This is a genomic window from Spirochaetota bacterium, assembly GCA_004297825.1.
Classification (GTDB): domain Bacteria; phylum Spirochaetota; class UBA4802; order UBA4802; family UBA5368; genus FW300-bin19.
Map to the genome: position 1 here is coordinate 21,231 of SCSX01000093.1, position 21,973 is coordinate 43,203.

Annotated in this window: 20 protein-coding genes; 8 read left to right on the forward strand and 12 right to left on the reverse strand. The window is 56.5% G+C overall.

The features are described from left to right. Positions 1-17: 17 nt before the first annotated feature. Positions 18-503, reverse strand: coding sequence for a hypothetical protein (locus EPN93_20970; GenBank protein ID TAL29563.1), 486 nt, complete (start codon positions 501-503; stop codon positions 18-20). A gap of 43 nt (positions 504-546) precedes the next feature. Then, entirely contained in the window at positions 547-1,257 is a 711-nt protein-coding gene (locus EPN93_20975) for a hypothetical protein (protein TAL29564.1), read from the reverse strand. 215 nt (positions 1,258-1,472) lie between these two features. Here EPN93_20975 and EPN93_20980 point away from each other — a divergent pair, with 215 nt between their 5' ends. Next, positions 1,473-1,796, forward strand: a complete 324-nt coding sequence (locus EPN93_20980) for a nucleotidyltransferase domain-containing protein (GenBank protein ID TAL29565.1) — start codon at positions 1,473-1,475, stop codon at positions 1,794-1,796. Continuing rightward, entirely contained in the window at positions 1,793-2,188 is a 396-nt protein-coding gene (locus EPN93_20985) for a HEPN domain-containing protein (GenBank protein TAL29566.1), read from the forward strand. Before EPN93_20980 ends, EPN93_20985 begins: the two co-directional genes overlap by 4 nt. A gap of 58 nt (positions 2,189-2,246) precedes the next feature. On the opposite strand, the gene EPN93_20990 is transcribed toward EPN93_20985, so the two are convergent. Continuing rightward, a complete protein-coding gene (locus EPN93_20990; GenBank protein ID TAL29567.1) occupies positions 2,247-3,329 on the reverse strand; it encodes a winged helix DNA-binding domain-containing protein in 1,083 nt (360 codons plus the stop codon). 384 nt (positions 3,330-3,713) lie between these two features. Here EPN93_20990 and EPN93_20995 point away from each other — a divergent pair, with 384 nt between their 5' ends. The 3 genes from EPN93_20995 (at position 3,714) to EPN93_21005 (ending at position 5,375) form a co-directional block, all read left to right on the forward strand. Continuing rightward, the gene (locus tag EPN93_20995; GenBank protein ID TAL29651.1) at positions 3,714-4,205 is read left to right on the forward strand and encodes an SRPBCC domain-containing protein; all 492 of its coding nucleotides are present in this window, start codon (positions 3,714-3,716) and stop codon (positions 4,203-4,205) included. Positions 4,206-4,225: 20 nt separating this feature from the next. Beyond that, entirely contained in the window at positions 4,226-4,786 is a 561-nt protein-coding gene (locus EPN93_21000; protein TAL29568.1) for a dihydrofolate reductase, read from the forward strand. A 61-nt stretch (positions 4,787-4,847) separates the two neighbouring features. Continuing rightward, the gene (locus EPN93_21005; GenBank protein TAL29569.1) at positions 4,848-5,375 is read left to right on the forward strand and encodes a polyketide cyclase; all 528 of its coding nucleotides are present in this window, start codon (positions 4,848-4,850) and stop codon (positions 5,373-5,375) included. Between the two features lie 115 nt (positions 5,376-5,490). On the opposite strand, the gene EPN93_21010 is transcribed toward EPN93_21005, so the two are convergent. The 4 genes from EPN93_21010 to EPN93_21025 all read right to left on the reverse strand — a co-directional run bounded on the left by EPN93_21010 (position 5,491) and on the right by EPN93_21025 (position 10,171). After that, complete coding sequence (locus EPN93_21010) at positions 5,491-6,882, reverse strand: galactose oxidase (GenBank protein TAL29570.1); 1,392 nt, start codon at positions 6,880-6,882, stop codon at positions 5,491-5,493. A gap of 156 nt (positions 6,883-7,038) precedes the next feature. After that, positions 7,039-8,025 carry a hypothetical protein gene (locus tag EPN93_21015; GenBank protein ID TAL29571.1) on the reverse strand — a complete coding sequence of 329 codons (987 nt, stop codon included), beginning with the start codon at positions 8,023-8,025 and terminating at the stop codon, positions 7,039-7,041. 400 nt (positions 8,026-8,425) lie between these two features. After that, positions 8,426-9,019, reverse strand: coding sequence for a DUF1566 domain-containing protein (locus EPN93_21020; GenBank protein ID TAL29572.1), 594 nt, complete (start codon positions 9,017-9,019; stop codon positions 8,426-8,428). Positions 9,020-9,124: 105 nt separating this feature from the next. Beyond that, the gene (locus tag EPN93_21025; GenBank protein TAL29573.1) at positions 9,125-10,171 is read right to left on the reverse strand and encodes a hypothetical protein; all 1,047 of its coding nucleotides are present in this window, start codon (positions 10,169-10,171) and stop codon (positions 9,125-9,127) included. A gap of 462 nt (positions 10,172-10,633) precedes the next feature. On the opposite strand from EPN93_21025, the gene EPN93_21030 reads away from it, so the two are divergent. The 3 genes from EPN93_21030 (at position 10,634) to EPN93_21040 (ending at position 15,744) form a co-directional block, all read left to right on the forward strand. Further along, positions 10,634-13,816, forward strand: a complete 3,183-nt coding sequence (locus tag EPN93_21030; GenBank protein TAL29574.1) for a response regulator — start codon at positions 10,634-10,636, stop codon at positions 13,814-13,816. Further along, positions 13,813-15,219: a sigma-54-dependent Fis family transcriptional regulator gene (locus tag EPN93_21035; GenBank protein TAL29575.1), complete on the forward strand. Its 1,407-nt coding sequence runs from the start codon at positions 13,813-13,815 to the stop codon at positions 15,217-15,219. Before EPN93_21030 ends, EPN93_21035 begins: the two co-directional genes overlap by 4 nt. A 150-nt stretch (positions 15,220-15,369) precedes the next feature. Next, positions 15,370-15,744: a hypothetical protein gene (locus tag EPN93_21040; GenBank protein TAL29576.1), complete on the forward strand. Its 375-nt coding sequence runs from the start codon at positions 15,370-15,372 to the stop codon at positions 15,742-15,744. Between the two features lie 64 nt (positions 15,745-15,808). On the opposite strand, the gene EPN93_21045 is transcribed toward EPN93_21040, so the two are convergent. The 5 genes from EPN93_21045 to EPN93_21065 form a co-directional block, all read right to left on the reverse strand. After that, entirely contained in the window at positions 15,809-16,666 is an 858-nt protein-coding gene (locus EPN93_21045; GenBank protein TAL29577.1) for a class I SAM-dependent methyltransferase, read from the reverse strand. A 130-nt stretch (positions 16,667-16,796) separates the two neighbouring features. Next, positions 16,797-17,792 carry an AraC family transcriptional regulator gene (locus EPN93_21050; protein ID TAL29578.1) on the reverse strand — a complete coding sequence of 332 codons (996 nt, stop codon included), beginning with the start codon at positions 17,790-17,792 and terminating at the stop codon, positions 16,797-16,799. Positions 17,793-17,799: 7 nt separating this feature from the next. Further along, positions 17,800-19,128: a hypothetical protein gene (locus EPN93_21055; protein TAL29579.1), complete on the reverse strand. Its 1,329-nt coding sequence runs from the start codon at positions 19,126-19,128 to the stop codon at positions 17,800-17,802. Between the two features lie 201 nt (positions 19,129-19,329). Next, positions 19,330-19,752, reverse strand: coding sequence for a type II toxin-antitoxin system HicB family antitoxin (locus EPN93_21060; GenBank protein ID TAL29580.1), 423 nt, complete (start codon positions 19,750-19,752; stop codon positions 19,330-19,332). After that, positions 19,749-21,632, reverse strand: coding sequence for an HD domain-containing protein (locus EPN93_21065; GenBank protein TAL29581.1), 1,884 nt, complete (start codon positions 21,630-21,632; stop codon positions 19,749-19,751). The genes EPN93_21060 and EPN93_21065 overlap by 4 nt, the downstream gene beginning before the upstream one ends. Positions 21,633-21,973: the final 341 nt, after the last annotated feature.

Below are 21,973 nucleotides of genomic sequence, written 5' to 3' on the forward strand. Positions count from 1 at the left end.
CCGGACGCGCGCATAATTCAACACAACACCGCCGTCAGCACATATGCCGCCATGAGGAGAAAAATGAAGAGGTCGGATATCATTGCCGTGATTTCGTTCGATCCGGTTGGTTTTTTGAAAACGTGCTGAATTCCCGCGATGCCCATGTAAAGTCCCCCCGCACACGCGGCCGCCAGGCGCCAGTGTGGGAAAAAGAGGGAAACGACCCCGGGCAGACCCAGGCATATGTTGGAAAATCCCAGTTCCCTTACGAGGGCATGACTTGCGACATCCGTTATATTGAATATATCCCGGGCGGTGAACACCGGATTGAGGGCCTGTCTGAGTCCGGCGATGAGAAGACGCATCCCGATTCCCCAGAAAAGGAACCATTTTCCCGCGGGCTCAATCGTGAACGGCGCATCGGCGTTCAACGCCGCCTCCGTGAGCACGGACACCAGCGGCAGGACAAGCATGACCAGAATTAAAAAGCCCAGATACGCATTGCCCGTATTTTTTTTCATGGCGATCTTCCTTAATATCGTTCTTCTCAGCGAAAATAATCGTTCACTGCAGCACCGGTTTGATAATGGACGTCCAGAGCCAGTATCCCGCTTCGTTGAGATGGAGACCGTCCGCAAGGAAATATTCCCCGCGCGGCGTTCCGTCCCCGGCGATCATGGGGGTCGCGATGTCGATATAGGCGAGCCGCGGGTCCCTTGCGCAGAAATCCCGTATGAGTTCATTGGCCGCCTTCATCTGCGGCCAGAATTTCATTCGGTCGACCGAGGGCTTGATCGAGACGAAGTAAATCCGTATGCGGGGCAGGTCCCGGTGCACGGCCGCGACGAAGACCTTGAAGTCCTCAAGGCACTGCCCGGCCGTGTCCGGTTTCGCGCCAAAGAGATCGCGGAAATAGATATCATTGTCGCCCGCGTACAGCACCACCGCGGGGGGATGGTACGCGGTGACGAGGCGCGGCACGAACCAGGTCGAGTCCTTGATGCGCGAGCCGCCAAACCCGTGTCGTATAACGGGAACGGGATCCATATCGCGCTCAAGGCTCTCCCATTTCAAAATGCTCGAAGATCCGATGAACACGACGGCCCTGCCCTTGAGCGGGGAACCCGCCGTGCGCGCCTCGATGGCCTTGATGTCGTCTTCCCACTTGGTCGGGTCTTCCTTCGTATAGAAGCGGTATTGGAAAAAGAAGTACCCGAATGCAATGGTTATTATTGCGGCGATAATGATCGCCAGTCCTATTAAGCCTTTTCTCATGGGATCGGTCCTCCTGATTTAACCAGGCGCGGGTGCCCGGTATTTAACCGTACTCATTATAGCGGATGGGGAGATCGGCGCAAGCTTATTATCCGGTCCGCCTGGCGATCATTGCACCGCATAAGACCTGACCTATAATAAAAATTATTTTCTGCCGATTTCAATATCGGATACATCTTGACAAGACAGATTTCAGCCTTTACCTTTAATCGAATATGAGCACTGACAATAAAATACTACTGCAAGATATTCGCGCGCGGATCACCGACCGCATGGGCGATATTGTCCATACTATCATATTGTTTGGATCACGCGTCCAAGGGACTTCGGCAGAGCATTCAGATTATGATGTTCTGATAGTGCTGCGCGAGAATGCCAACGGAGCAATTGAGAGGGAGATTTATGACATCTGCTACGAGATTGACCTGGATCGTGATATTTTGATCGACGCCAAGGTCCTCTCAGTTGAAGACCTCGCGACTCTTCGAGGTAAGCAGCCTTATATTCAACATGCGCTTGAGACCGGCCTGCACATATGACTTTGAATGACGAAGACCGCCGTGCGCTTGTCCATCACCGACTCCAAAAGGCCGAAGGCCTGGTACAAGAAGTACAAACCCATATCAATAACGGACACTATGTCACCGCAGTCAATAGGATCTATTACGGGATTTTTCACGCCCTTTCGGCTCTGGCACTGCAAGAAGGATTCACAACTTCGAAACACCTTCAGCTCATCGGCTGGTTCAACAAACGTTTCGTAAAAGAGGGGGCCGTGGACAGGCGCTTCGGAAGGATAGTCAATACCGCCTTCGAAATGAGAACCAGGGGAGACTATGATGATTTCATTGATTACCAGAAGACGGATGTTGTACGACTCCACGAGGAGATGAAGGATTTTATCGCCATGATAGCTGGCATTTTACGCTGAGACACACGTTCCTTCTTTTAAACGGCACGAGCCAACGTCCCGCGAAGACGGCTTTCCCCTATGCCTTCCATGACAGCGAAACGGGCAGGCCCTTGAACCTGCCGTAGGCCTCCGCGGCTTCCCCGGCCGCGCGTTTCAGGCGCGCGCCGGGAGTCGCGAACGGGGCGATCTCGATTTCCACCAGTCCTTTCTTCACCGTGCGCTTCCATGTCCCCGCGACACGGCCGCCGGCAACGAGCACGGGATAGAAAATGCCGTTACGCGAAACGACACGCTGCTCCATCCCCTGCGCCAGGGCCGCGGCGCGGTCCCCGTAGCCGATCAGAAATTCGTCGAACGCGGGAAGGAGGTGCGACTGGGCGGGGCGGGCGGCGGATTCATGTGGGATCGGGGCAAACCAGTAGTCTTCGCCCCGGACGGACGCGTGCTCCAGGCGCTCTCCCACCGACAGGAGTCCCGCGCGCGCTTCCATGAGGCCGAGTCCCGTCCAGCGCGCGAAGTCGGGGAGGGTGGCGGGCCCGTGGCCCCGGAAGTATACGAGCGCGACCTCCGCGAGTGACTCTTCGCGCGTGCGCGTTTTCTCGCGAGGCACCCATTCGTCCAGCAGCACGAAGCCCTGTTCCGCCCCCCGCGCGGGCCCCATGCACAGGAGCCCGGTCTGGGAGAGGTGGGAAATGATGTGGTAGCCGCGCTGGCCCTCCGTGGAAATTCGCGCGCGTTCCAGCAGGTCCATTACCTCCGAGCGCGACAGGCTCTTTCCTCCCTCGAGGGCGCGGGCGATCAGTTCCCGGCTCGTGCCGAACGTTTTGTCGTCCAGGCCCAGCTCGCGGTAACGCCCGGCGCTCGCCGCGACGACGCGGGGTGCGCATAACGCGAGCAGTGTGCGGACGAAACCGGGTGCGACGAAATGCAGGGTGCCGCGCATGGGCCAGGTACGGACGATCGATCCCCGATCGATCGCGCGCTCCACGGCGGCCTCCGCGGTCCCGGGCGCGCGAAGACCGGCTGCCCACCTCGCGGCGTTGTAGTCCTGGGCCTGGAGCGCACCCAGCGACAGGACCGCGTCCTCCGGAGCGGAGAATGTTGAACCGGAAATGTGCTGGGCCTCGAGGCGAAGACGCGCTATTTCTGAAAAACGCATATTGGAAACTCCCGTGTGAGTATCGGACCCCCCGGTCTTTATGCCGGCCAGGTGTTTCAGGAAACCGCGGCTTCGGGGAAATTGCAATCAGAAATCGAGCAAGATACCCTGGCGAGTACCGATATCCGCGATTTCGGCGAAAAGATATTTTTTCCACAGCCCGTGTTGATTCGGCGGCAGCACGTGCATATTTTGATACATTATAATCGCTTCCTCCCGCGCTTGGACGAAAGCGATTCTATGTCCCGATCGTCATTGCAGCAACGATAAGCTTGACGGAGCGTATGAAATCCGGCGGCGCACATTCAGGAGCATTCGATCCGGCAGAGACGAGAGGGGAAGATTATTTTTATATGAAAAAAACGGAGGCACAGAATGGCCACGATGAGTAAGCAGGCGACGGGAATCGAGGGAAAGGTGCTCGTCATCGAGCGCATATTCGACGCGCCGCGCGAGCGCGTGTGGAAGGCATGGACGGATGCGGAGAGCGCGAAGCGATGGTGGGGGCCTAAAGATTTCACCGCGCCCTTCAGCCGGATCGACTTTCGCGTGGGGGGAACGTATCTGCTCTGCATGCGCGCGCCCGACGGGAAGGACTACTGGAGCACGGGCGTGTACAAGGAGATCGAGCCCATGGAGCGGATAGTCGCGACGGACAGCTTCGCGGACGAAAAGGGAAACGTGGTCTCGGCCGCGCATTACGGTATGAGTCCCGATTTCCCCCTGGAGCTGGAGGTGACCGTGACGTTCGAGGATCGCGGCGACAAGACCGCGTTCACCCTGCACCACGCCGGGCTGCCGCCGGAGGAGAACCTGGACGACATGCGCACTGGCTGGAACCAGTCCCTGGACAAGTTCGCGGATATTCTTAAGTAAGCGGGAGGTGACACGGCATCATGAGAAAAATAATCGTATCGAACTACATGACGCTCGACGGGTATTTCGCGGGACCCAGCGGGGAGATCGACTGGTTTCTCTGGGATGACGAAACGGCCTCGTATTCGAAGGAGTTGATCGGCGGTATCGACACGATGCTGTTCGGGAGGGTCACCTACGAGACGATGGCCTCGTTCTGGCCGACTGCGACCACGGAGGACCCGGCCATCACGAGCGCGATGAACGAATTTCCCAAGATCGTATTTTCCACAACGCTCAAATCCGCCGGCTGGAATAACTCGTCGATCGTCCGCGACGTCACGAAAGAGGGAATACGCAGCCTGAAAAATATGCCGGGGAAAGACCTCGTCATTTTCGGCAGCGGCGGGCTCGTCGCCTCGCTCGCGCAGATCGACATGATCGATGAATTCAGGCTCATGGTGAACCCGGTCGTGGTGGGGGAGGGGAAATCCATGTTCGCGGGACTCAAGGGGAGACTCGACCTGGACCTGCTGAAAACCAGGACGTTCAGGTGCGGGATCGTACTGCTCACGTACCGGCCTGCGGGAACGAAGTCATGATTATTCCCCCGCCGGCCGGGCGCATTATATCGAAACGGCATCACAAAACAAGGAGGATCATATGGTAAAGAAAATCGTTATCGTCATCGTCGTCCTGATCGCGGCCCTGCTCATATTCGCCGCGACAAGGCCCGACACGTTCCATGTACAGCGTGAGGCGGCCATCAAAGCCCCTCCGGAAAAAATATTCCCCCTCGTCAACGATTTCCGGAACTGGGGGAAATGGTCGCCGTGGGAAAAGCTCGATCCCGCGATGAAGCGTACTTTGAGCGGCGCGGCGACAGGCAAGGGATCCGTGTACGAGTGGGAAGGCAACAGCGATGTCGGCAAGGGGCGTATGGAGATCACGGACGCGATTCCGTCTTCAAAGATCGCGATCAAGCTCGATTTCCTGAAACCCATGGAGGCGCATAACGCCGTCAATTTCACGCTCGAAGCGAAGGGGGGCGTCACGAACGTCACCTGGATGATGCACGGGAAAAACAACTATTTCGCCAAGCTCATGCATATCTTCTTCAACGTGGACAGGATGGTCGGCAAGGATTTCGAAACCGGCCTGTCCAACATGAAGGCCCTCGCCGAAAAATAGACGCGGATTCAGGAAACCTGTCCCGCGGCGGCGCGTCGTACGGCATTTCGGGCCGATGCGCGGCGTCGCGGGGAAGGGTGTGCGCGCGTTGTAAGGTGCGCAAATCCGCCGCCCCTCAGGGAATATATTTCCACATGTCGCTCAGATAACCCAGGGTTCCATTCTTGTCGTAGCCGTATCCGCCATAGAGCCACAGGTTTCCGTTTTCGTCGATACCGGAAATCATATATCTTCGTCCGCCCGGGGTGTTGGCGGAATCGGCGACTCCCCTAGTGCCGTAGACCCCCGACTGGTCTCTCACGTCTTCCCCTGAGATCCAGGTCCATTTCGTGCCGTCGAATTTCCAGAGGGCGTTAAGGTACCCTGCTGTCCCGTCCTTATCGTTTCCGTATCCGCCAAAGAGCCAGAAGTCGCCGATTCCATCCGTCCAGCTTACAGCCCGGTAACCTCCTCCTGGCTTATTGGCGGCACCGGCGGTTCCCCTTGTGCCATAAACTCCGGCCTGGTTCCCTTCATCATCCCCCGAAACCCAGGTCCATTGGGAACCGTTGAATTTCCAGAGGTCATTCAGCATGCCGGCGGTAGCCCATTTATCGAAACCGTATCCGCCATGGAGCCAGAGGTTGCCGCTCTTATCGATCCAGGGGACGGCGCCGTAGCGGGACCCCGGTTTGTTTGCCGCATCCGCGACGCCTTTAGTTCCGAAGGTGCCCCCATGATCGCCATAGATATCCCCGGAGATCCAGGTCCAGTCGGTGCCGTCGAATTTCCAGAGGTCGTTCAGAAATCCGTTGTGGGAAGCGTCATCGTATCCTATTCCGCCGAATAGCCAGAGAGTGCCGCCCGCATCGATCCAGGATGTGGCGCATGTTCGGGATCCCGGCTTGTTGAACTCATTTGCGACCCCCAAATCGCCGTACACGCCCGCCTTGTACACCTCTTTGTCCCCCGAGACCCAGGTCCAACTGGTGCCGTCGAATTTCCAGAGGTCGTTCAGATATCCGGTGTTTCCTGGTTCATCATACCCGGTTCCGCCGAAGAGCCATAGATTTCCATTTGCATCGATCCAAGATACCGCCTGGCTGCGCGTGCCCGGGTTGTTGGATGGGTTCGCGGTACCCCGGGTTCCGTATATGCCCGAATGGTTACACAGGTTGTCCCCCGAAACCCAGGTCCAGTTAGTGCCGTCATATTTCCATAGATCGCTCAAGGATCCGGCATTTCCGTTCGTATCGTACCCGTAACCTCCGAATAGCCAGAGATTCCCATTTCCGTCCATCCAGGAGGCGGAGTCCGTGCGGATCCCCGGCGTATTTGCCTGATCGGGGACTCCCCGCGTGCCGTACACGCTCGTTTGATTTATACCGGATTCTCCCGTCATCCAGGTCCAGACATCGTGCGGACCGCTATTGCCGCTTCCGCCACCGTCGCATCCGATGAATAATAGCGTAACGCCTAATAAGGCGATTAAAATCCGCGCCAGAAAATTCAATTCCAGTTTCTTCATACCCCCTCCTTAAGGGACATCGGTTATTCGCTTTTTCCGATCATGTTCAATTCCCTTCGTTCTCATGAAAGCCCACGCGTGCGCCGTGCACCAAATCAGATAAATCATTCCTGTACCGGTCTTTGCGCCTTCCGCGTGGCGACTTTAATCGGATTTTCAAGGAGCCTTTTTCGCGATACGAAAACTGACATGATTGTTTGCGGCACCCGTGGCCAAGGATACTGACATGCCGACTTGCACGGATTGAGCCACTTCGGACCAACTGCCTCCCCGAATGACCCTGCTGGTGATGGTTGTGGAGAACATATCGAAGCACCATTCGGACACGTTGCCGCTCATGTCGTAAATGCCGAGCGAATTCGCCGTCTTGCTTTTCACCTCCGCGGTCGATGTCCCGGAATTGGCCGCGTAAACCGCCACCAGTCCTGTCGCGGCAGCATCGCTGTAGATCGAGGTCGCGCCGCTCGCGGAACTACCGCGGGTGAAATACGGATCATCGTATCCACTCACCGAATTGGTCGCGTCGTCTCTCCATCGTGCCGCGAGTTCCCACTCGTTTTTCATGACGAGACGAAACCCGGTGGCGGAGGAATCAAATACGGTGTTGTCGCACGCGGTCGCGTCGGAGGAATCTCGATTTATCAGCCCCGTATAGGTGTAGGCGCACGCGTAGCTTGTTTCGTTGTATGAATTGTACCATTCGGTAAGCGCATTACAGAACACCATGGCATCGCGCCAGCTTACCATGCTCACCGGATGCAGGCCGGTCTTTCCCGCGGCGCCATCATTTCCCTTCATCCCGCTATTTTGAAATGCGTAACCGTGGGAGCTTGCCATGGACCGGACGGCATCCCATAATTCCCACGTCACTTCCGTCTCGCCTATCCAGCAGGCGTCCGCTACGGTCCCGGTGGCGCTGTCGTCCGCCTTCGTTGGAAATGTCCCGCCCGGAACGTAAACCATGCTCCAGCCAAGCGCCGTGTGGGCGATGGTAAAAGTTTTCCTGTCCCCCGCATTCGGTCCTCCATCACCGCCTTCATCACTGCAGGTGATAAAGACGATCAGCGAAAAGAGAATCCCGGCAAGTATCGTGCGTCGATACGATCTTCTTATCATGGCTACACTCGCTTCACTCATAATCATTCACCAATCCTCAGCACGAAATTTACGACGGAACCTCCGGGTCATCCTGTCGCAAACCGAAAATTCCGATTCATCTCATATCCGCCGACACACCGGTTCGATTTTGTTTCTGGCGCTCACCTGCTCCTCGCAACGCGGAGCCCGCGCCAGTTGGTTTCGTCGAACGCGTTGCCTGCGAATGGCGTGCCCACGTGCAGGTCGCTGTCGCCGAATGCCCAGCACCCGCCCCGGATGACCCTGTTACTGTTAAATGCACCGGTTCTCCTTTTTGCTCATTCGACCAGGTTATTGAAAAAATACCGACATTACATATGCATCAGGTGCGCCGTCGCCCGCAAGATCGGTCTTCGTGGTACCCAGGCATCGCTCCAACTCCTCGGGAAAGAAAATAGTTAAATTGTTAAAATGCCCGAACAGCCCGAACACGAATTCCATCACCCTTATCGGCGTTGAGCTGGCTGCCATCGCTAAAAACCTGGACCCACGAGTTGGCAGCACTGTCCTCAGACGAACTCCAATAGGCGCTATCAGCGAAACCGCCAACTGCTACTCTATTAAGGTATAGTTGATTAAGTTCATTAAGTGATGGCAAATACCAGTCGGTATAACTGCCGCCGTTGTATGCGCGAGCCAAACCTGCAGCGTAGGTACTACCTGCTCCATTTTGTGCAATGATCTTATCAGTATTTGCAGAACCAGTTCCAAGTGCGGTTCCAGTGTCCGGGACTGCTGTTGACTGGAAAGCCGCGATAGCCCACATTATTATTGTACTCTGGTCTTCGGTAGCCGCGATCAGACCGTGCTGCACATTAGCATCATATCCAGGGTCGCCTGACTCAAGTATGTACGCCATTTTTCCACCTTGAAACTCGTTGCCGATTTCCAGTACCGTCACATCTCCGCTATCACCATCTCCAGTGCAGGCAGTAAAAGCCAACGATACCGCAATCATTAAAACTAATGCAAATTTCAGTTGAATCTTCATAATCTTCATCTCCTCTACATACCAATGCCGTATAAAGACATGTTTTGTGATTCATAAATAATCCGGATCTCTCCTTGAATGCGCATTCCTTCTCCTTCCTCCAGTGGGGTCCGGCTACTCGACGAAGATCGAATTTGCTACCGCGTTATAAGAAGAAAATCTTGGAAGATCGGTCCTCTCGGTGCCGGTCCAATAACATGGGATATATTTCGATCCGTCGTTGTAATACCCGGAAGTGTAGACTGTTCCGTCCGCTACGAAAATTGAGGTTGCGGTCGCGAAGTGCGCACCATCACCCGCGAGGGGCGTCATCGACGTATCGGTCCAATAGCAGGGTATGTTTTTCAACCCGTCGTTATAACTGCCGGCAGTGTACACGGTGTCGTCCGAGACAAAAATTGACGCTGCGCTCGAATTATGTGTGCCGTCACCCGCGAGATCCGTCCTTGAGGTCCCCGTCCAATAGCAGGGAATCATTTTTGTCGCATCTTTAAAATATCCCGCGGTATAGACTTTGCCTTCCGTCAGAAAGATCGAGAGGGTATGTGCACTATGCGAGCCGTCTCCCGCAAGTGGAATCCTGGTGGAATTAATCCAGTAGCAAGGTATGTCCTTCGATCCGTCATTATAGTACCCTGCGGTGTAAACAATGCCGCTCGATACGAAAATCGAGGTTCCCACCGCATCGTGCGTGCCATCACCCGCAAGGGGCGTCTTGGTTGTGCCGGTCCAGTAACAGGGAACCACTTTTGTCGCATCAAAGTAATAACCGGCAGTATATACGGTATCGCCGGATACAAAGATCGAATATGCTTCCGATGTATGCGTGCCGTCGCCCGCAAGCGGCGTGAGCACATTGCCGGCCCAGTAGCAGGGTATGTTTTTCGAGCCATCATTGTAATATCCGGCAGCGTAGACTGACCCGCTTGATACGAAAATCGAATTCGCAACCGCATCATGTGTGCCGTCGCCTGCAAGAGGCGTCCTGGTTGTGCCGGTCCAGTAGCAGGGTACTGATATTGATCCATTAATATAACTCCCGGCCGTGTATACCGTTGGCTCCGCGTCCGTCCCGCTGCTGCCGCTGTCGCAGCCTACAAGGTTGAGGGCTACGGCCAGCACAAATATCAGAAGTATGGTGAAACGCCTCTGCTTCTTCATGATTCCTCCATGATGATCATAAAAGGCCCGCCTGGCTTTTTAATTGGCGTCGATATTCTAAAAGCATGAATCATGCCATCCGGGAAAATATCGGACCTGATTTGTTCGAGGTGGTTTTTGAGCACATTGATTTACTATGTTCATGTAATTGGCAGTTATTTCGACATTCCAGGAATTGTGTATGTATTAATCGAACAGCAATTTACTCACCGCAATTGCGCATTCCGGTAATGCGAACTTATTTCGCGAATTGCGAATAACTGTTGACAGCGTGATGCATCCAATTTAGAAGAAAACCGGCTCCGCCTGGAATAATTGGATCGAACCCCAAGCCGCACCAAAAATACATAACCCGGGGAAACGCAACCGATGGAAGTTCCGTGATCGCGGGAACCGCGGAATGGCGCGCATTTTCAGGACTTGTGGCATGTCGCTCAATGTGATATCGGCCGGGACCATGAGATGAACCATTTTATCGCAGGCAAGAGGAAGCCCGTGTGCCCCGGCGGCGCGGGAAAAAATTCATATAGAATGATCGCCTGTGTAATCATACTCACCGGATTGTACGCCCGCCCGCTCTTTTCCGACCCCATTTCAATAACCGACGCCACGAAGAGTATCCCGCTGGGAAAGCATCTCGAGCTTCATGAAGATCCCGATGCGATAGAAAGCATTGCATCGCTGTGTAATCCGGGGAACGACGCGAGGTGGGTAAAATCGAAGGCCGAAAACCCCGCATTAGGATTTACGAAATCGGCGTACTGGGCGCGGTTTGCGCTGAAGAATGAAGAGCGGCACGACCTGGAAGTCTACATCGAGCAGAATTATATCTTAATCAACGACATGAAGCTTTTTGAACCGGACAAGGAGGGATTCCGGATCACCGAAATCGGGAACAGGAAACCCTTTTACGACCGGCCGGTGATATACCGGACGCTGGTAGTGCCGCTGAAAATCAGGGCGGGCACGCAGGAAACGTATTACCTGCGTTACTTAACCGAAGGCGCCATGAACATCCGGCCCGTTATCTGGCAGCGGGAGGCTTTCAGGGAGAAGATCTACAACGAGGACATCGTCCTGTGGATGTTCTACGGCATCATGCTTATCATGGCGTTGTACAATCTCTTCCTGTTTTTTTCGATCCGCGATGTCACCTATCTCTACCTGAGCCTGCACATCGTCGTGATGAGCCTGCTCATGATGAATCTCCATGGAATCTCGTTCCAGTATCTCTGGCCCAACCAGGTCTGGTGGGCCGTCATCTCCTATCCCGTATTTATGGGCCTGACCGGTTTTGCCATCTTCCAGTTCGTCAGGTATTTCCTGCGAACTATGGACCAGGACCGGCCCTTGATGAAATACGCGGATAGGTCGTTCAAAATATTGGCCCTGGCCGGCCTTGTCATGTCGGTGCTGACACTGGTGACGGGAAACTACCGTATCGGCAATTTAGTGATTTCTGCGTTCGTGGTGGTTTTCGCCGTTGTGGGCGTTTCGATCGCGCTGGTGCTGCTGTTCACCCCGGGACCCTGGGTCAGGCGGATCAAGTTCTTTGTCGCCGCGTTCGGGCTCTACATAATCGGCACGCTGATGTACGCGCTTAAAACGTTCACGATCCTGCCGGATGTATTCTTGACCGCGTACTCGATGCAGATCGGCACCGTGTTCGAAGTGGCCATCCTCTCGTTCGCCCTCGCCGACACGATCCACGTGATGAAGAACGACCTTGCGGACCTGAACGTGCATCTCGAGGACAAGATCAGGGATCGCACCGACGAGCTCCGCGCGTCCAACGAGAAGCTCAAGGAAATGGACAAGGTCAAATCGAATTTCTTCACCAACCTCTCGCACGAAATAAAGACGCCGCTCACGCTCATCTCGAATTACATGGACCAGTATATCCGCATCCACGGATCGAGCGACGAGATAAAGGTGGTCAGGCGGGGCATAGACAAGCTCCTCGCCGACATGGTGAATTTCTTCGATGTGCTGAAATTCGAGCGCGGTGCCGATCTCTACGATCATACGCAGGTATCCCGGCTCTCCGATATACTGCGCCAGAAAACGGAGCTCTTCGCCAGCATGGTGTACGGCAAGGAAATCACCATTTCATCCGACATCGAACGCGATCTGTTCGCGAAGGCCGACCCACTGGCGATAGAGCGCATAATCAACAACCTCATAGAAAACGCCATCCGGTATAACAGGAAGGGCGGACAAATTCATGTCGCGCTCAAATCGGATGACGACGAGATTTCGTTTTTGGTGAAAGATACGGGCATCGGCATCGACAGGGTGCAGCTCGGGAATATATTCGAACCGTATTTCCAGGTGACCCACAATAAGCGCAATATCCAGGGAATCGGCATGGGGCTTTCAATCGTGAAAAGCATCGTGGAATCGCTCCGTGGTACCATACGCGTCGACAGCGAACCGGGCACCGGGACGACCTTCACCGTTGTGCTGGAAAAATATCGGCCCATCGAAGGGGACGTTATACACAGTGAAATGCTCGCGGTCAGGCCTGCGGACACCGTCCCGCATTTCCGGGAATTGCCCGACGTTCCTCCCGTAACGGGAGCGCGCAGCAGCGTCCTCGTCGTCGAGGACAACCGGGACCTTCTCGCGCTCATGCGCACCAGGCTGGGGGAGCGCTACCGGGTGACAGCGGCGCTCAACGGGAGGGAGGCGCTGGAAAAGCTCGCGGGAATGCCGCCGCCTGACGTCATCATATCCGATATCATGATGGACGAGATGGACGGGTACGGCTTTATCGAGAAGATCACGGAATTGCCCGGCTACAGGGACATCCCGTTCGTGTTCGTAACCGCGAAATCCGGCAGCGACGACAGGATCGACGGCCTGAACAGGGGCGCGATCGATTACATATTCAAGCCCTTCGTCATGGAGGAACTCATTTCCAAGATCGATTCCATCCTGAGATACCAGGACCTGAAAAAAGCTGCCTTCGATAGGGACAAGTTCATGTCGCTGGGCATGCTGCTGGGCGGTATATCGCATGAAATTTTCAACCCGTTATCCGGCATAACGGGACCCCTGGACAACCTGAAAAGGCTGATCGACGAAACCGATCTGGGAGCAAACGAAAGGGTGCTCCGGTATTTCCGTAATATCCATGAAAGCGCGGAGAAGATAGAGGGAATCGTCAACAATATCAGGATCCTGTACTCGAATAAAACCCTGGAGAAGGAACCCATCGATGTGGGGGAGACGGCGCGAATAGTCGTCGCGGAGCATCGTGAACGGAATGGGGGTCGGATACGCTTCGATACGGATATCGAAAATGCCGTCTCGATCATGGGTAACAGGGACGCCTTCCGACAGATACTGGATAACCTCGTCGCCAACGCCATGGAATCCATTTCGGGAACGGGATCCATCTCGATTGCGGCGGAGAGGATGGACGGCGCCGCGCGCATCCGGGTCGCCGATACGGGATGCGGAATTCCGCATGAACACAGGGACAGGATATTCGACGCCTTCTATACCACGAAGGACGTCGGCCGTGGAGTGGGACTCGGGCTTAACATCGTGAAAAACCTGGCCGTAAAAATGGACTGGGATCTGACGGTCGACTCCGAGCCCGGCAAAGGAACTGTCTTCACCATCGTCGCGAAGGAATGAATATGAACGATTTCTCCATCATGGTAGTCGACGACGAGGCGATCATTCTCGAAAGCATCAGGGATTACCTTTCGGGGTATTCCATCCGCACATTCCTGGATCCGCGTGACGCGTGGAAGGCCCTTCAAAATGAATACTTCGACATTATTGTTTCCGACTACAAGATGCCGGGAATGAACGGCCTGGACCTGCTCCTGGAGGCGAAAAGGAACGACAGGTACCATTACGGAATATTGCTTACCGCGTACGCGGAAAAAGACCTGCTCGAGGACTGCATCAACGGCGACGTCATCAGGAAGGTGGTCGAAAAGCCCCTGAAGCTCGCTCCCTTCAAGGCCCTCATCGACGCGGCGATAACGTCGTGCGCGACGGCCAGGGATGAACGCGAGAGGGTTGTGCGCATGCGGCTTATCTGCGAAGAGGCGTTCAAGGGGCTGAATTTCCTGAACGATTCGATTATCGGGATCGACGGCGGTTTAAAGGAAGTTTACAGGAAAGCGGAATACATCGCCCCCACGAATGAAAATGTGCTCATCACGGGCGAGACCGGCACCGGCAAGGAGGCCCTGGCCCGGGCCATCCATTTCATGAGCGCGCGCAGGGCACAGCCCTTTATAAAAATAAACTGCGGCGCGATCCCGGAAAACCTGATCGAGAGCGAGCTCTTCGGCTTTTCGAAAGGGGCGTTCTCGGGCGCGGACAGGGAGAAGCCCGGTAAAATCGAGCTCGCCCAGGGCGGAACGCTGTTCCTCGACGAAATCGGCGAGCTGAGCCCCGAGATGCAGACGAGGCTGCTCAGCGCCGTGCAGGAAAAACGAGTGGAACGGCTGGGCGCACTAAGAAGCATCAGCGTCGATTTTCGACTGATAAGCGCTACCAACAGGGACCTCGATAAGTCCATGCGGGAGAACAGGTTCAGAAGCGATCTCTACTATAGAATCGGAACCTATCCGATTCACCTGCCCCCGTTGCGCGCGCGAACCATGGATATGGAAAACCTCGTTCGCTACCTGGTTAATAGTTTCGGCAGGGAGCTGGGGAAAAAGAACGTCGAGGTCGAGGACCGGGCGATCGCGCGGCTGAAGGAATATTCATGGCCCGGCAATGTCAGGGAGCTCGAAAACGTCATCAAGAGGGCCCTGCTGCACCTGTCGGACCATGAAAAAATTATCGGTCCGGAAGCTTTCGAGTACCTGTTTTACAAGGTCGACAGTGACAGCCGTCTCGGCGCCGGTGAGAGCGCTATAGCGGAGATCAGGAACAGGATAATCAGGGAGAAACTGAGCCTTAAAACCCTGGAAAAAGAGATCATCGCCAGCATCCTCGAGCACTTCAACGACAACATCATCGAGGCCGTGAAGGTCACCGGCATACCCAAGGACCGATTCTATCGCAGCAGGTAAAGCGGGCCCGGATACAGCGACTTTCAGGGCCCGCCCGGATGGCGCCCCCCCCCTAAAAAAATTCAAACTACACATAAATATGGCTAAACATATGTGTGCATCCTCCGATAATAACTATGTCACATCGATACTCAAAGGGAGGCAAAGATCATGATTATAAACAGGACAGGAATATTGGACCGCAACCCCTACCGGGGAGAAACGAAGGGATCACCCGTTTTTCTCAGGCAGCCCGCGCGCGCGGACAGGGGAACGGACCAGGTGGAAATATCGGACGAGGCGCGCAGCAGGCTTGACCTGGAGCGGTTGCCCCGCTGGATGAGAACACCCGGCGTCTTCACGGACGCCCAGGTTCGGGAATTCGGCGCGATCGTCCGCGAAAAGGACGAGGCCTTCGCGGCGGAACGCCGGGAGCGCCTTGACGCGCTCGCGCGGGCGGTGCGGGACGGCAGGTACGATTTCGGGAACATGACCGTGATGAAAGAAACGGCGGACAGGATCGCCGGCGAGATGATGATGTCATAACTGAAAGCTTGAACCAGCGTGCGCGGTCTTCGCGCGCACGCCGGACCCCTCTCCCCAGCAGTGCTTACGCCTGACGGCAGGTGAACATACCGGAATCGGAAGGGATATGGATTGTGCCGCGCTCTGCGATTTCCCGTTCGATAAAATGCAGGAATTCATCCCGCCGATGTTCCTCAAGCACGGATTTTTCACCATGCATTCCCTGAAGGGAATACGCGTAATCCACGAATGGCCCCGCCTGGGTCACCCTGAGCGTGTTTTCATATAATTCGAGCGTAACCCGGCCGAAGTATCCGCTCAGCTGCGCACCGCCGTTTTCGATCGAAAAATTTTTAATTATCGGATTAGGCCTTTCGCCGGCCGCAGGCTTGGCAGTGAAGTCCCGTATGATGCGCCTCATCTCGTTCATATAGCCGTCCCGCATCGTCGTCGCGTAGAAGACGCCGTCGCGTCCAAGAACCCGGCGAATTTCAGAAAAGGCCTTTTTCCTGTCGGGAACATGGTACAACATGTGATTCGCGATTACCATATCAAGGCTCCCGTCGTCCCGGGGTATGGTCCCGGCGTCGATTACCTCGTAGCTGAGTCCTGCAATGCTGTTTCCGATGCCGCTTCGCGCTGCCTCAAGCATGCCTTCTGAGAAGTCGGACAAGGCGATGTTCCATCCCCGGGGGATCCGGTCGGCGTTGAGCCGCCAGAGGTAGCCGTTTCCACATCCAAGCTCCAGCACCGTGAGATATTCGTCCTTCCTGAATCGATCGAACACCCACCTTGGCCAGGGATACGTGTTGCCGCTGAACGCGTAATGAAGGTACAAGCGCGCATTGAAGTTCGATGAGTCCCCGTACTGGCTGTTCTGGAGGTGGGACATTGTTGTTCTCCTGATGCCGGGAGATTGCCGGCCCGGCGCATCCGCGCACATTCCGGTATGTCGAATTGCCCCGGATGAAAGTGTCGCAGGCACCGAATCGGCTTGATGCCGGCATAAATCCGGGAACCCGGAAAGAGTACGGGCTCCCGGATGAAAATCCGGAGGGCAGCGCTTCACGGAATTACAGCGGCATCACCGGCACGCAGATGTCCACGATGCACTTTCCCTGCGGGTGGGTCTTGGGGTCGTTGTAGTATATCTCGAACGGGGGCCGGTCGTCGGGCTGATACCCGCTTCCGGGAAGCCAGTCCCCGTAAACCGCTTTCCAGGCGGCTTCGTATTCGTCACCCGCGAGCTCGAAGTGGGCGATGGCGTATCGGCCCCCCGCGATCTCCATTTTTCCGACCTCGCCGTCCACCTTTGTGTCCCCGGGAACGGGCAGGCACATGCTCAGGCGGAGATTCGGTTCCCGCGTGATCTCGGGATTGTCGTGGTACACCGCGATGAGCTTTGTGTCGGACCCCAGGTATCCGCGCGGACCGGCCCACGCGCACAGCTTCCCGATGAGCGTCCCGAACAGGGCGCTGTCGCCCTTATAGGGCCCCACGTTGCGTACGTACGCGACGGTGGCCGCGGGAAGCTCCTTCACCTCGACCTTCGGTTTAACCTTATCGTTCATGCTTTTCCTCCGTATGGTTGAATTTCGCTTACCATACACGGAGGCCTCCCGGGAATCTTTCCCCGGCTTGCGGAGCGTGTTGCCCGTCTTGCTTTTCGTTTTACCCGGCTTGCGTTCGGGCCTTTCCCGCGCGACATTTTCCCCGCCCGAAAGCCGCCACTGGGAGGCGCTCATCCCGAAAAGCTCCCTGAACGCGCGGGCGAAGGCGGCCGATCCCGAGAAGCCGCAATCGAGCGCAATGCGCGTAACGGGCTTTTTGGGATTGTCGACGAGCTGCGTCGCGGCCCTGTTCAGGCGGATGCGCTGGATGTACTGGAAGAGCGGCTCGTCCATCATCGCGCGGAAGATGCGGTGGAAATGATACGGTGAGAAATTGGCGACCCGCGCGAGCGCCTCCAGCGTGAGGTCCGCGTCGATATGGGCGTCGATATAGTCCATCACGCGGTTGATGCGCGCGGTGTATTCTTCGCGAAGGTACTTGTTGTTTGTGGGGGTCATGGCGGTTTTATTCCCGTCCCGCGTCCGGGTTTTTCGCCATGTAATCCCGAAGCCCCGTCCAGAGCGCGCGGGTGAGCCGCCTGCCCATGAAGGCCCCGCCGGTCCGGGTCAGGTGCACTAGGTCCCATTGGCAGAATCCATTGCAGTAAAAGCGGTACGCGGAGCCATTGCCGCCCATGGCATTCCAGAAGTCCCAGAACGCGGTGCCGTTGTCCAGCGCGATCTGTCTTTTCTCAAGGCCGCACTGGATCATGCGCTCATGCGACACCGGGTTGTCCGCGGTTTCCACCCAGTCCGGGGGGCTCATGAGGAGAATGGGCGCGTCCGGCAGGGCGGCGCGGTGGCGCGCGATCACCTCGCGCATCCAGACGGGATGCATTTCGGCGTTCCACATGTTGGTGCCCGTCAGGAAAATGATGAGATCGTACCCCCTGTTTTTAAGCGCCTGCTCCATCACGGCCCTGTCCTGGGTCAGCATGAACATGCAGTTGTGCGCGCCCACCCCGAGCGAATCCACGATGAATCCCGGCGCGTCGCGCTCCAGCGCCGCGCCGAAAAGCCGCACGGGGCGCTCCCCTGCCTTGAACTCCAGCCGGGCCGGCCCGTCCTCGGGAAGGGCGAACCGTTTCACGCCGGCCGAGACATGGTCGTCGTTGGTATCCACCTCCTGCCATTCCTTCCCGTTCAGGAGGATCTTGAACGTGCCGTTGCCCGGATAATTCAGGTAATGCACCTCGACGAGTCCCGCTCTTTTGCCCACGGGGCTGTCGTCCGCCGCCGTTTCCACCCAGGTCACGACCCCGGGAAATTTACTCTGCGCGGATATGCCGGCGAAACCGTAATAGCCGTCCGGGGCCGGTTCCGTCGTGACGGTGTAGCTTATCCAGCCGTTCTGGTCCACGTCGTGGCGCACGTCCATGTGCTTATACCAGGACCAGGGCCGGCCCAGGGCCACATAGCCGTGTCCGGGATCGCCGTACATCGCCTGCAGGGTGCGGCGCATCTCTCCGGAGATGTAGTCGCTGGTCATGTTCGAATCGCCGTAAAACGCGATACGCAGCGGCGTCTTGCGCGTGCCGCGCAGAAGGGCAGCCGCTTTGCGGTAGAAGGGCGCGAGCGAACCAGTCGGGTCTTCGATTGCGGGCAACGGCACAGCGAGCGGGCTGTCGATGAGCTCCGGCAGGTCAACGGCGGAGGTCCTGCCGAATCGCGAGGTGGCGCAGTTCTGCGGTAACAGGATGAGGGAGATCGCGAGGACCATGCAGAGGCGCCGGAATGCGCGCAAATCCGGACCGGCAAGTGAGACTACGAGACGGCAAAACGGGCGCTTCTGCATAAACCCTCTTTATCGAACTAAGCCGCGGGAAGTAGATGTCGGATTTGAGAACACCTGTGTGAATTTTTGCATTTGTCGCCGACTCCGATTTCCCACAAGTATCATGCACATGCGGAACAGGTACGTCAACATGGATTTTTGTCAATGAAGGCGCGGATTCGAATCCGCGCCTTCACCTCCGGGGAAATCGGCTTCACGGTGCTACACGGCGAGAACTCGCGTGTGTAAAACGGTTTCAACCCTTGCTATGGTTTTCAATGTGGGGTTCGATTTTTTCAGGTTCTCGAATTTCTGGTAACTCTGGACTTCTATCTTAAGAAGCCGGACCATGTCCCTTTGTGAGAGTCCCTGTTCGGCTCGCTTCATTTTAAGCCACAGGGCGAAGGAAACCCTTTTTTCGGGTTCAATATAGTATACGTTTTTTCCGGCGATCTTCGAAGATTGGGGGACATCGATTTTTCGAAGATCGATAGACTCGAGATATCCCGTCAATGCTTCGCGTGCGTGCGCGATTGCCGAGTCAAGATCATCCCCATACGTCAGGCAGCCCGGAAGATCGGGAAATACTACAAGGAAGCATTGATCCGGTTTTGAAAATGTTATTTTTGCAGGATATGTGATCATTTTAGTTCACCTTTGGGCCTGTCGGCGAGTATCTCCAGGAATATCCCGAGCAGGCGGGGATCGAACAGCCGGTTCTCCTGCTCCCTGAGAAAGCCGATCGCCTCGTCCCCGCTCATCCCGCTGCGGTAGGGACGGTTCGCCGTGATCGCGTCGTAGACGTCGGCGAGGGTGATGATGCGGCCGGTGAGGGGAATGGCCTCGTCGCACAGTCCCGCGGGATAACCGCTCCCGTCCCAGTGTTCGTGGTGATAGAGGATGCCGGGAAGGATCTTCCCGTAAGAGGGAATATCGCCGATAATGCGCGCGCCTTCCCGGGGATGCGTCTTGATGATCGCGTATTCTTCCGTGGTAAGCCGCGCGGGCTTCTCGAGGATGAGCTCGGAGACGCCGATCTTTCCGATATCGTGCAGGAGGGCGGAAAAGGTGAGCGCCCGGAGATCGGGCTCGGGGAGGCCCAGGTGCATGCCGATCTCCTCCGCGTACTTCGCGACGCGTTCGCTGTGGCCGGCGGTCCATTTCGACTTGGCGTCGATCGCGCGGGTGAGCGCGATGAGGATGCCCATGAAGAGCTTTTCCTTCTCCTCGAATTCCTTCACGCTGTGAAGCGCGATTCCCACCTGGTCGGCGAGCATCGTGATCGATTCGATGGTCGCGGCGGGAAAATCTCCGGGGTCGTCTTTTCCGATCACGAGCGAGCCCAGGTAGCCGCCGCGCAGGTAGATGGGGACGTTGATAATCCTCCCGCAACAGAATGAGTAGAGCACGCCCGACGATTCGGCGGCGGAGCCGCAGATAAACTGGTAGAGGTCGGTGATGTTGCGCGCGTGTCCCGGGTCCAGGTCCGCGAGGGGAACGAAGGGGCGCTCTCCCAGTATCCCCTTCACCGCGTGCCGGTAGAGCGAGAGCACCTCGAAACCCTTTTCATTTTCACGGTAGAGCGCGAGCGCGACCGATGCGCTCGTGAAGAGATCCGAGACGATGCCGATCACCCGGTCGAGAAGGTCGGCGCGGGATACCGATGAGAGCACGGCCTTGTCGATCATGTTCATTGTGTCCATGGTCTTCATTCGGCGGTCGATCTCGCTGATCTGTGCGTCCAGGTTCCGGGACATCGTGTTGAGGGCGATCGAGAGCTCGCCCAGTTCGTCGCGGCGCGCGAGGTGGAAGGACGAATCCGTCTCCCCCGAGGCGCGCCGCGAGGCCGTGTCCGAGAGCGCGCGGATCGGCCGGAGTATCCGCCAGGAAAATAATTTTCCCAGGACGAGGGATACCACCAGGATGACGATGCTGAAAAGAATGAATTCCTGGACGTCATGCTTGATAAAGGAGCTGAGGCCCCGGCGGTTCGTCTCCATCCGGATGATGTAGGTGTACCTGCTGCCGAATCCGGGAACCTTGATGAACAGCGCAGCGGTATCGCCTTTTCCCCAGAAGGGAGCGGAATCGGAATACAGGCTGTGCCGGTTCGCCTTGTCGAGGCCGCGCGCGACGATATCGCTCACCGCGGCGCTCCTGAAAATATTTTTATCGTCAAGGCGGATGGAACGCCATGTCCTGTCCGTGGTGCCGCGGAAATACAGGGTGCCGCGTACGTCCCCGTGCCCCGGATCGTCGGGCCTCTCAAGGTAGCGGAAGAGCCTTGAAAATCCCGGGTGCTCCCGGTCGAGGATCGTTTCTATGAGCTCGCCCTCCCGGGTATCGGTCAGGTTCTGAATAAGCGGAATCAGGGTCGAGGAGATCACCTGGAGGCCGTGGCGCGATGACGCGGTGGTGACAAAGATGAAGGAGAGGTACCCGATGATGAACCCGAATACCACGAAGTAGGACGTGAGCTTGAGCCCCAGGATGGAGGGCCGGAGCGAGAGAAGGAATTTTTTCATAGAGTGCAGCTCATGGCGCCCATTCGATGCGGTATGCCCGGCGGCTCGATTCCCGCGTTCCGCCGGAATCACGACGCATCGTCGCGTTGCCGGACACCTTACAGCATACAACAATCATAGCACCAATTACGTCAACATGGATTTATCCTATTCTTTATCTCTTCTATCGCCGTTAATCCTTCATCTCCTCATCTCCTATGAAAGGCGCTACCACGATGAGCGTCGTTCATGAAAGCTTTTGCGTGAACAAAGCGTATCGGTGCGGGCGCAGGGTGGGGGAGGGGTGGGGATGGAAAAGATGGTGGGGATAAATGGCGGATTAACCGCCAATGCACGCGAAT

Excerpts from the sequence above, each read along its gene's own strand:
- EPN93_21030 (TAL29574.1), top strand. The coding sequence starts at position 10,634 with ATGAACCATTTTATCGCAGGCAAGAGGAAGCCCGTGTGCCCCGGCGGC.
- EPN93_21025 (TAL29573.1), bottom strand. The coding sequence starts at position 10,171 with ATGAAGAAGCAGAGGCGTTTCACCATACTTCTGATATTTGTGCTGGCC.
- EPN93_21010 (TAL29570.1), bottom strand. The coding sequence starts at position 6,882 with ATGAAGAAACTGGAATTGAATTTTCTGGCGCGGATTTTAATCGCCTTA.
- EPN93_21005 (TAL29569.1), top strand. The coding sequence starts at position 4,848 with ATGGTAAAGAAAATCGTTATCGTCATCGTCGTCCTGATCGCGGCCCTG.
- EPN93_20995 (TAL29651.1), top strand. The coding sequence starts at position 3,714 with ATGAGTAAGCAGGCGACGGGAATCGAGGGAAAGGTGCTCGTCATCGAG.
- EPN93_21000 (TAL29568.1), top strand. The coding sequence starts at position 4,226 with ATGAGAAAAATAATCGTATCGAACTACATGACGCTCGACGGGTATTTC.
- EPN93_20980 (TAL29565.1), top strand. The coding sequence starts at position 1,473 with ATGAGCACTGACAATAAAATACTACTGCAAGATATTCGCGCGCGGATC.
- EPN93_21040 (TAL29576.1), top strand. The coding sequence starts at position 15,370 with ATGATTATAAACAGGACAGGAATATTGGACCGCAACCCCTACCGGGGA.
- EPN93_20985 (TAL29566.1), top strand. The coding sequence starts at position 1,793 with ATGACTTTGAATGACGAAGACCGCCGTGCGCTTGTCCATCACCGACTC.
- EPN93_21020 (TAL29572.1), bottom strand. The coding sequence starts at position 9,019 with ATGAAGATTATGAAGATTCAACTGAAATTTGCATTAGTTTTAATGATT.
- EPN93_20990 (TAL29567.1), bottom strand. The coding sequence starts at position 3,329 with ATGCGTTTTTCAGAAATAGCGCGTCTTCGCCTCGAGGCCCAGCACATT.
- EPN93_21055 (TAL29579.1), bottom strand. The coding sequence starts at position 19,128 with ATGCAGAAGCGCCCGTTTTGCCGTCTCGTAGTCTCACTTGCCGGTCCG.
- EPN93_21060 (TAL29580.1), bottom strand. The coding sequence starts at position 19,752 with ATGATCACATATCCTGCAAAAATAACATTTTCAAAACCGGATCAATGC.
- EPN93_21050 (TAL29578.1), bottom strand. The coding sequence starts at position 17,792 with ATGACCCCCACAAACAACAAGTACCTTCGCGAAGAATACACCGCGCGC.
- EPN93_21015 (TAL29571.1), bottom strand. The coding sequence starts at position 8,025 with ATGATTATGAGTGAAGCGAGTGTAGCCATGATAAGAAGATCGTATCGA.
- EPN93_21035 (TAL29575.1), top strand. The coding sequence starts at position 13,813 with ATGAATATGAACGATTTCTCCATCATGGTAGTCGACGACGAGGCGATC.
- EPN93_21045 (TAL29577.1), bottom strand. The coding sequence starts at position 16,666 with ATGTGCGCGGATGCGCCGGGCCGGCAATCTCCCGGCATCAGGAGAACA.
- EPN93_20975 (TAL29564.1), bottom strand. The coding sequence starts at position 1,257 with ATGAGAAAAGGCTTAATAGGACTGGCGATCATTATCGCCGCAATAATA.
- EPN93_21065 (TAL29581.1), bottom strand. The coding sequence starts at position 21,632 with ATGAAAAAATTCCTTCTCTCGCTCCGGCCCTCCATCCTGGGGCTCAAG.
- EPN93_20970 (TAL29563.1), bottom strand. The coding sequence starts at position 503 with ATGAAAAAAAATACGGGCAATGCGTATCTGGGCTTTTTAATTCTGGTC.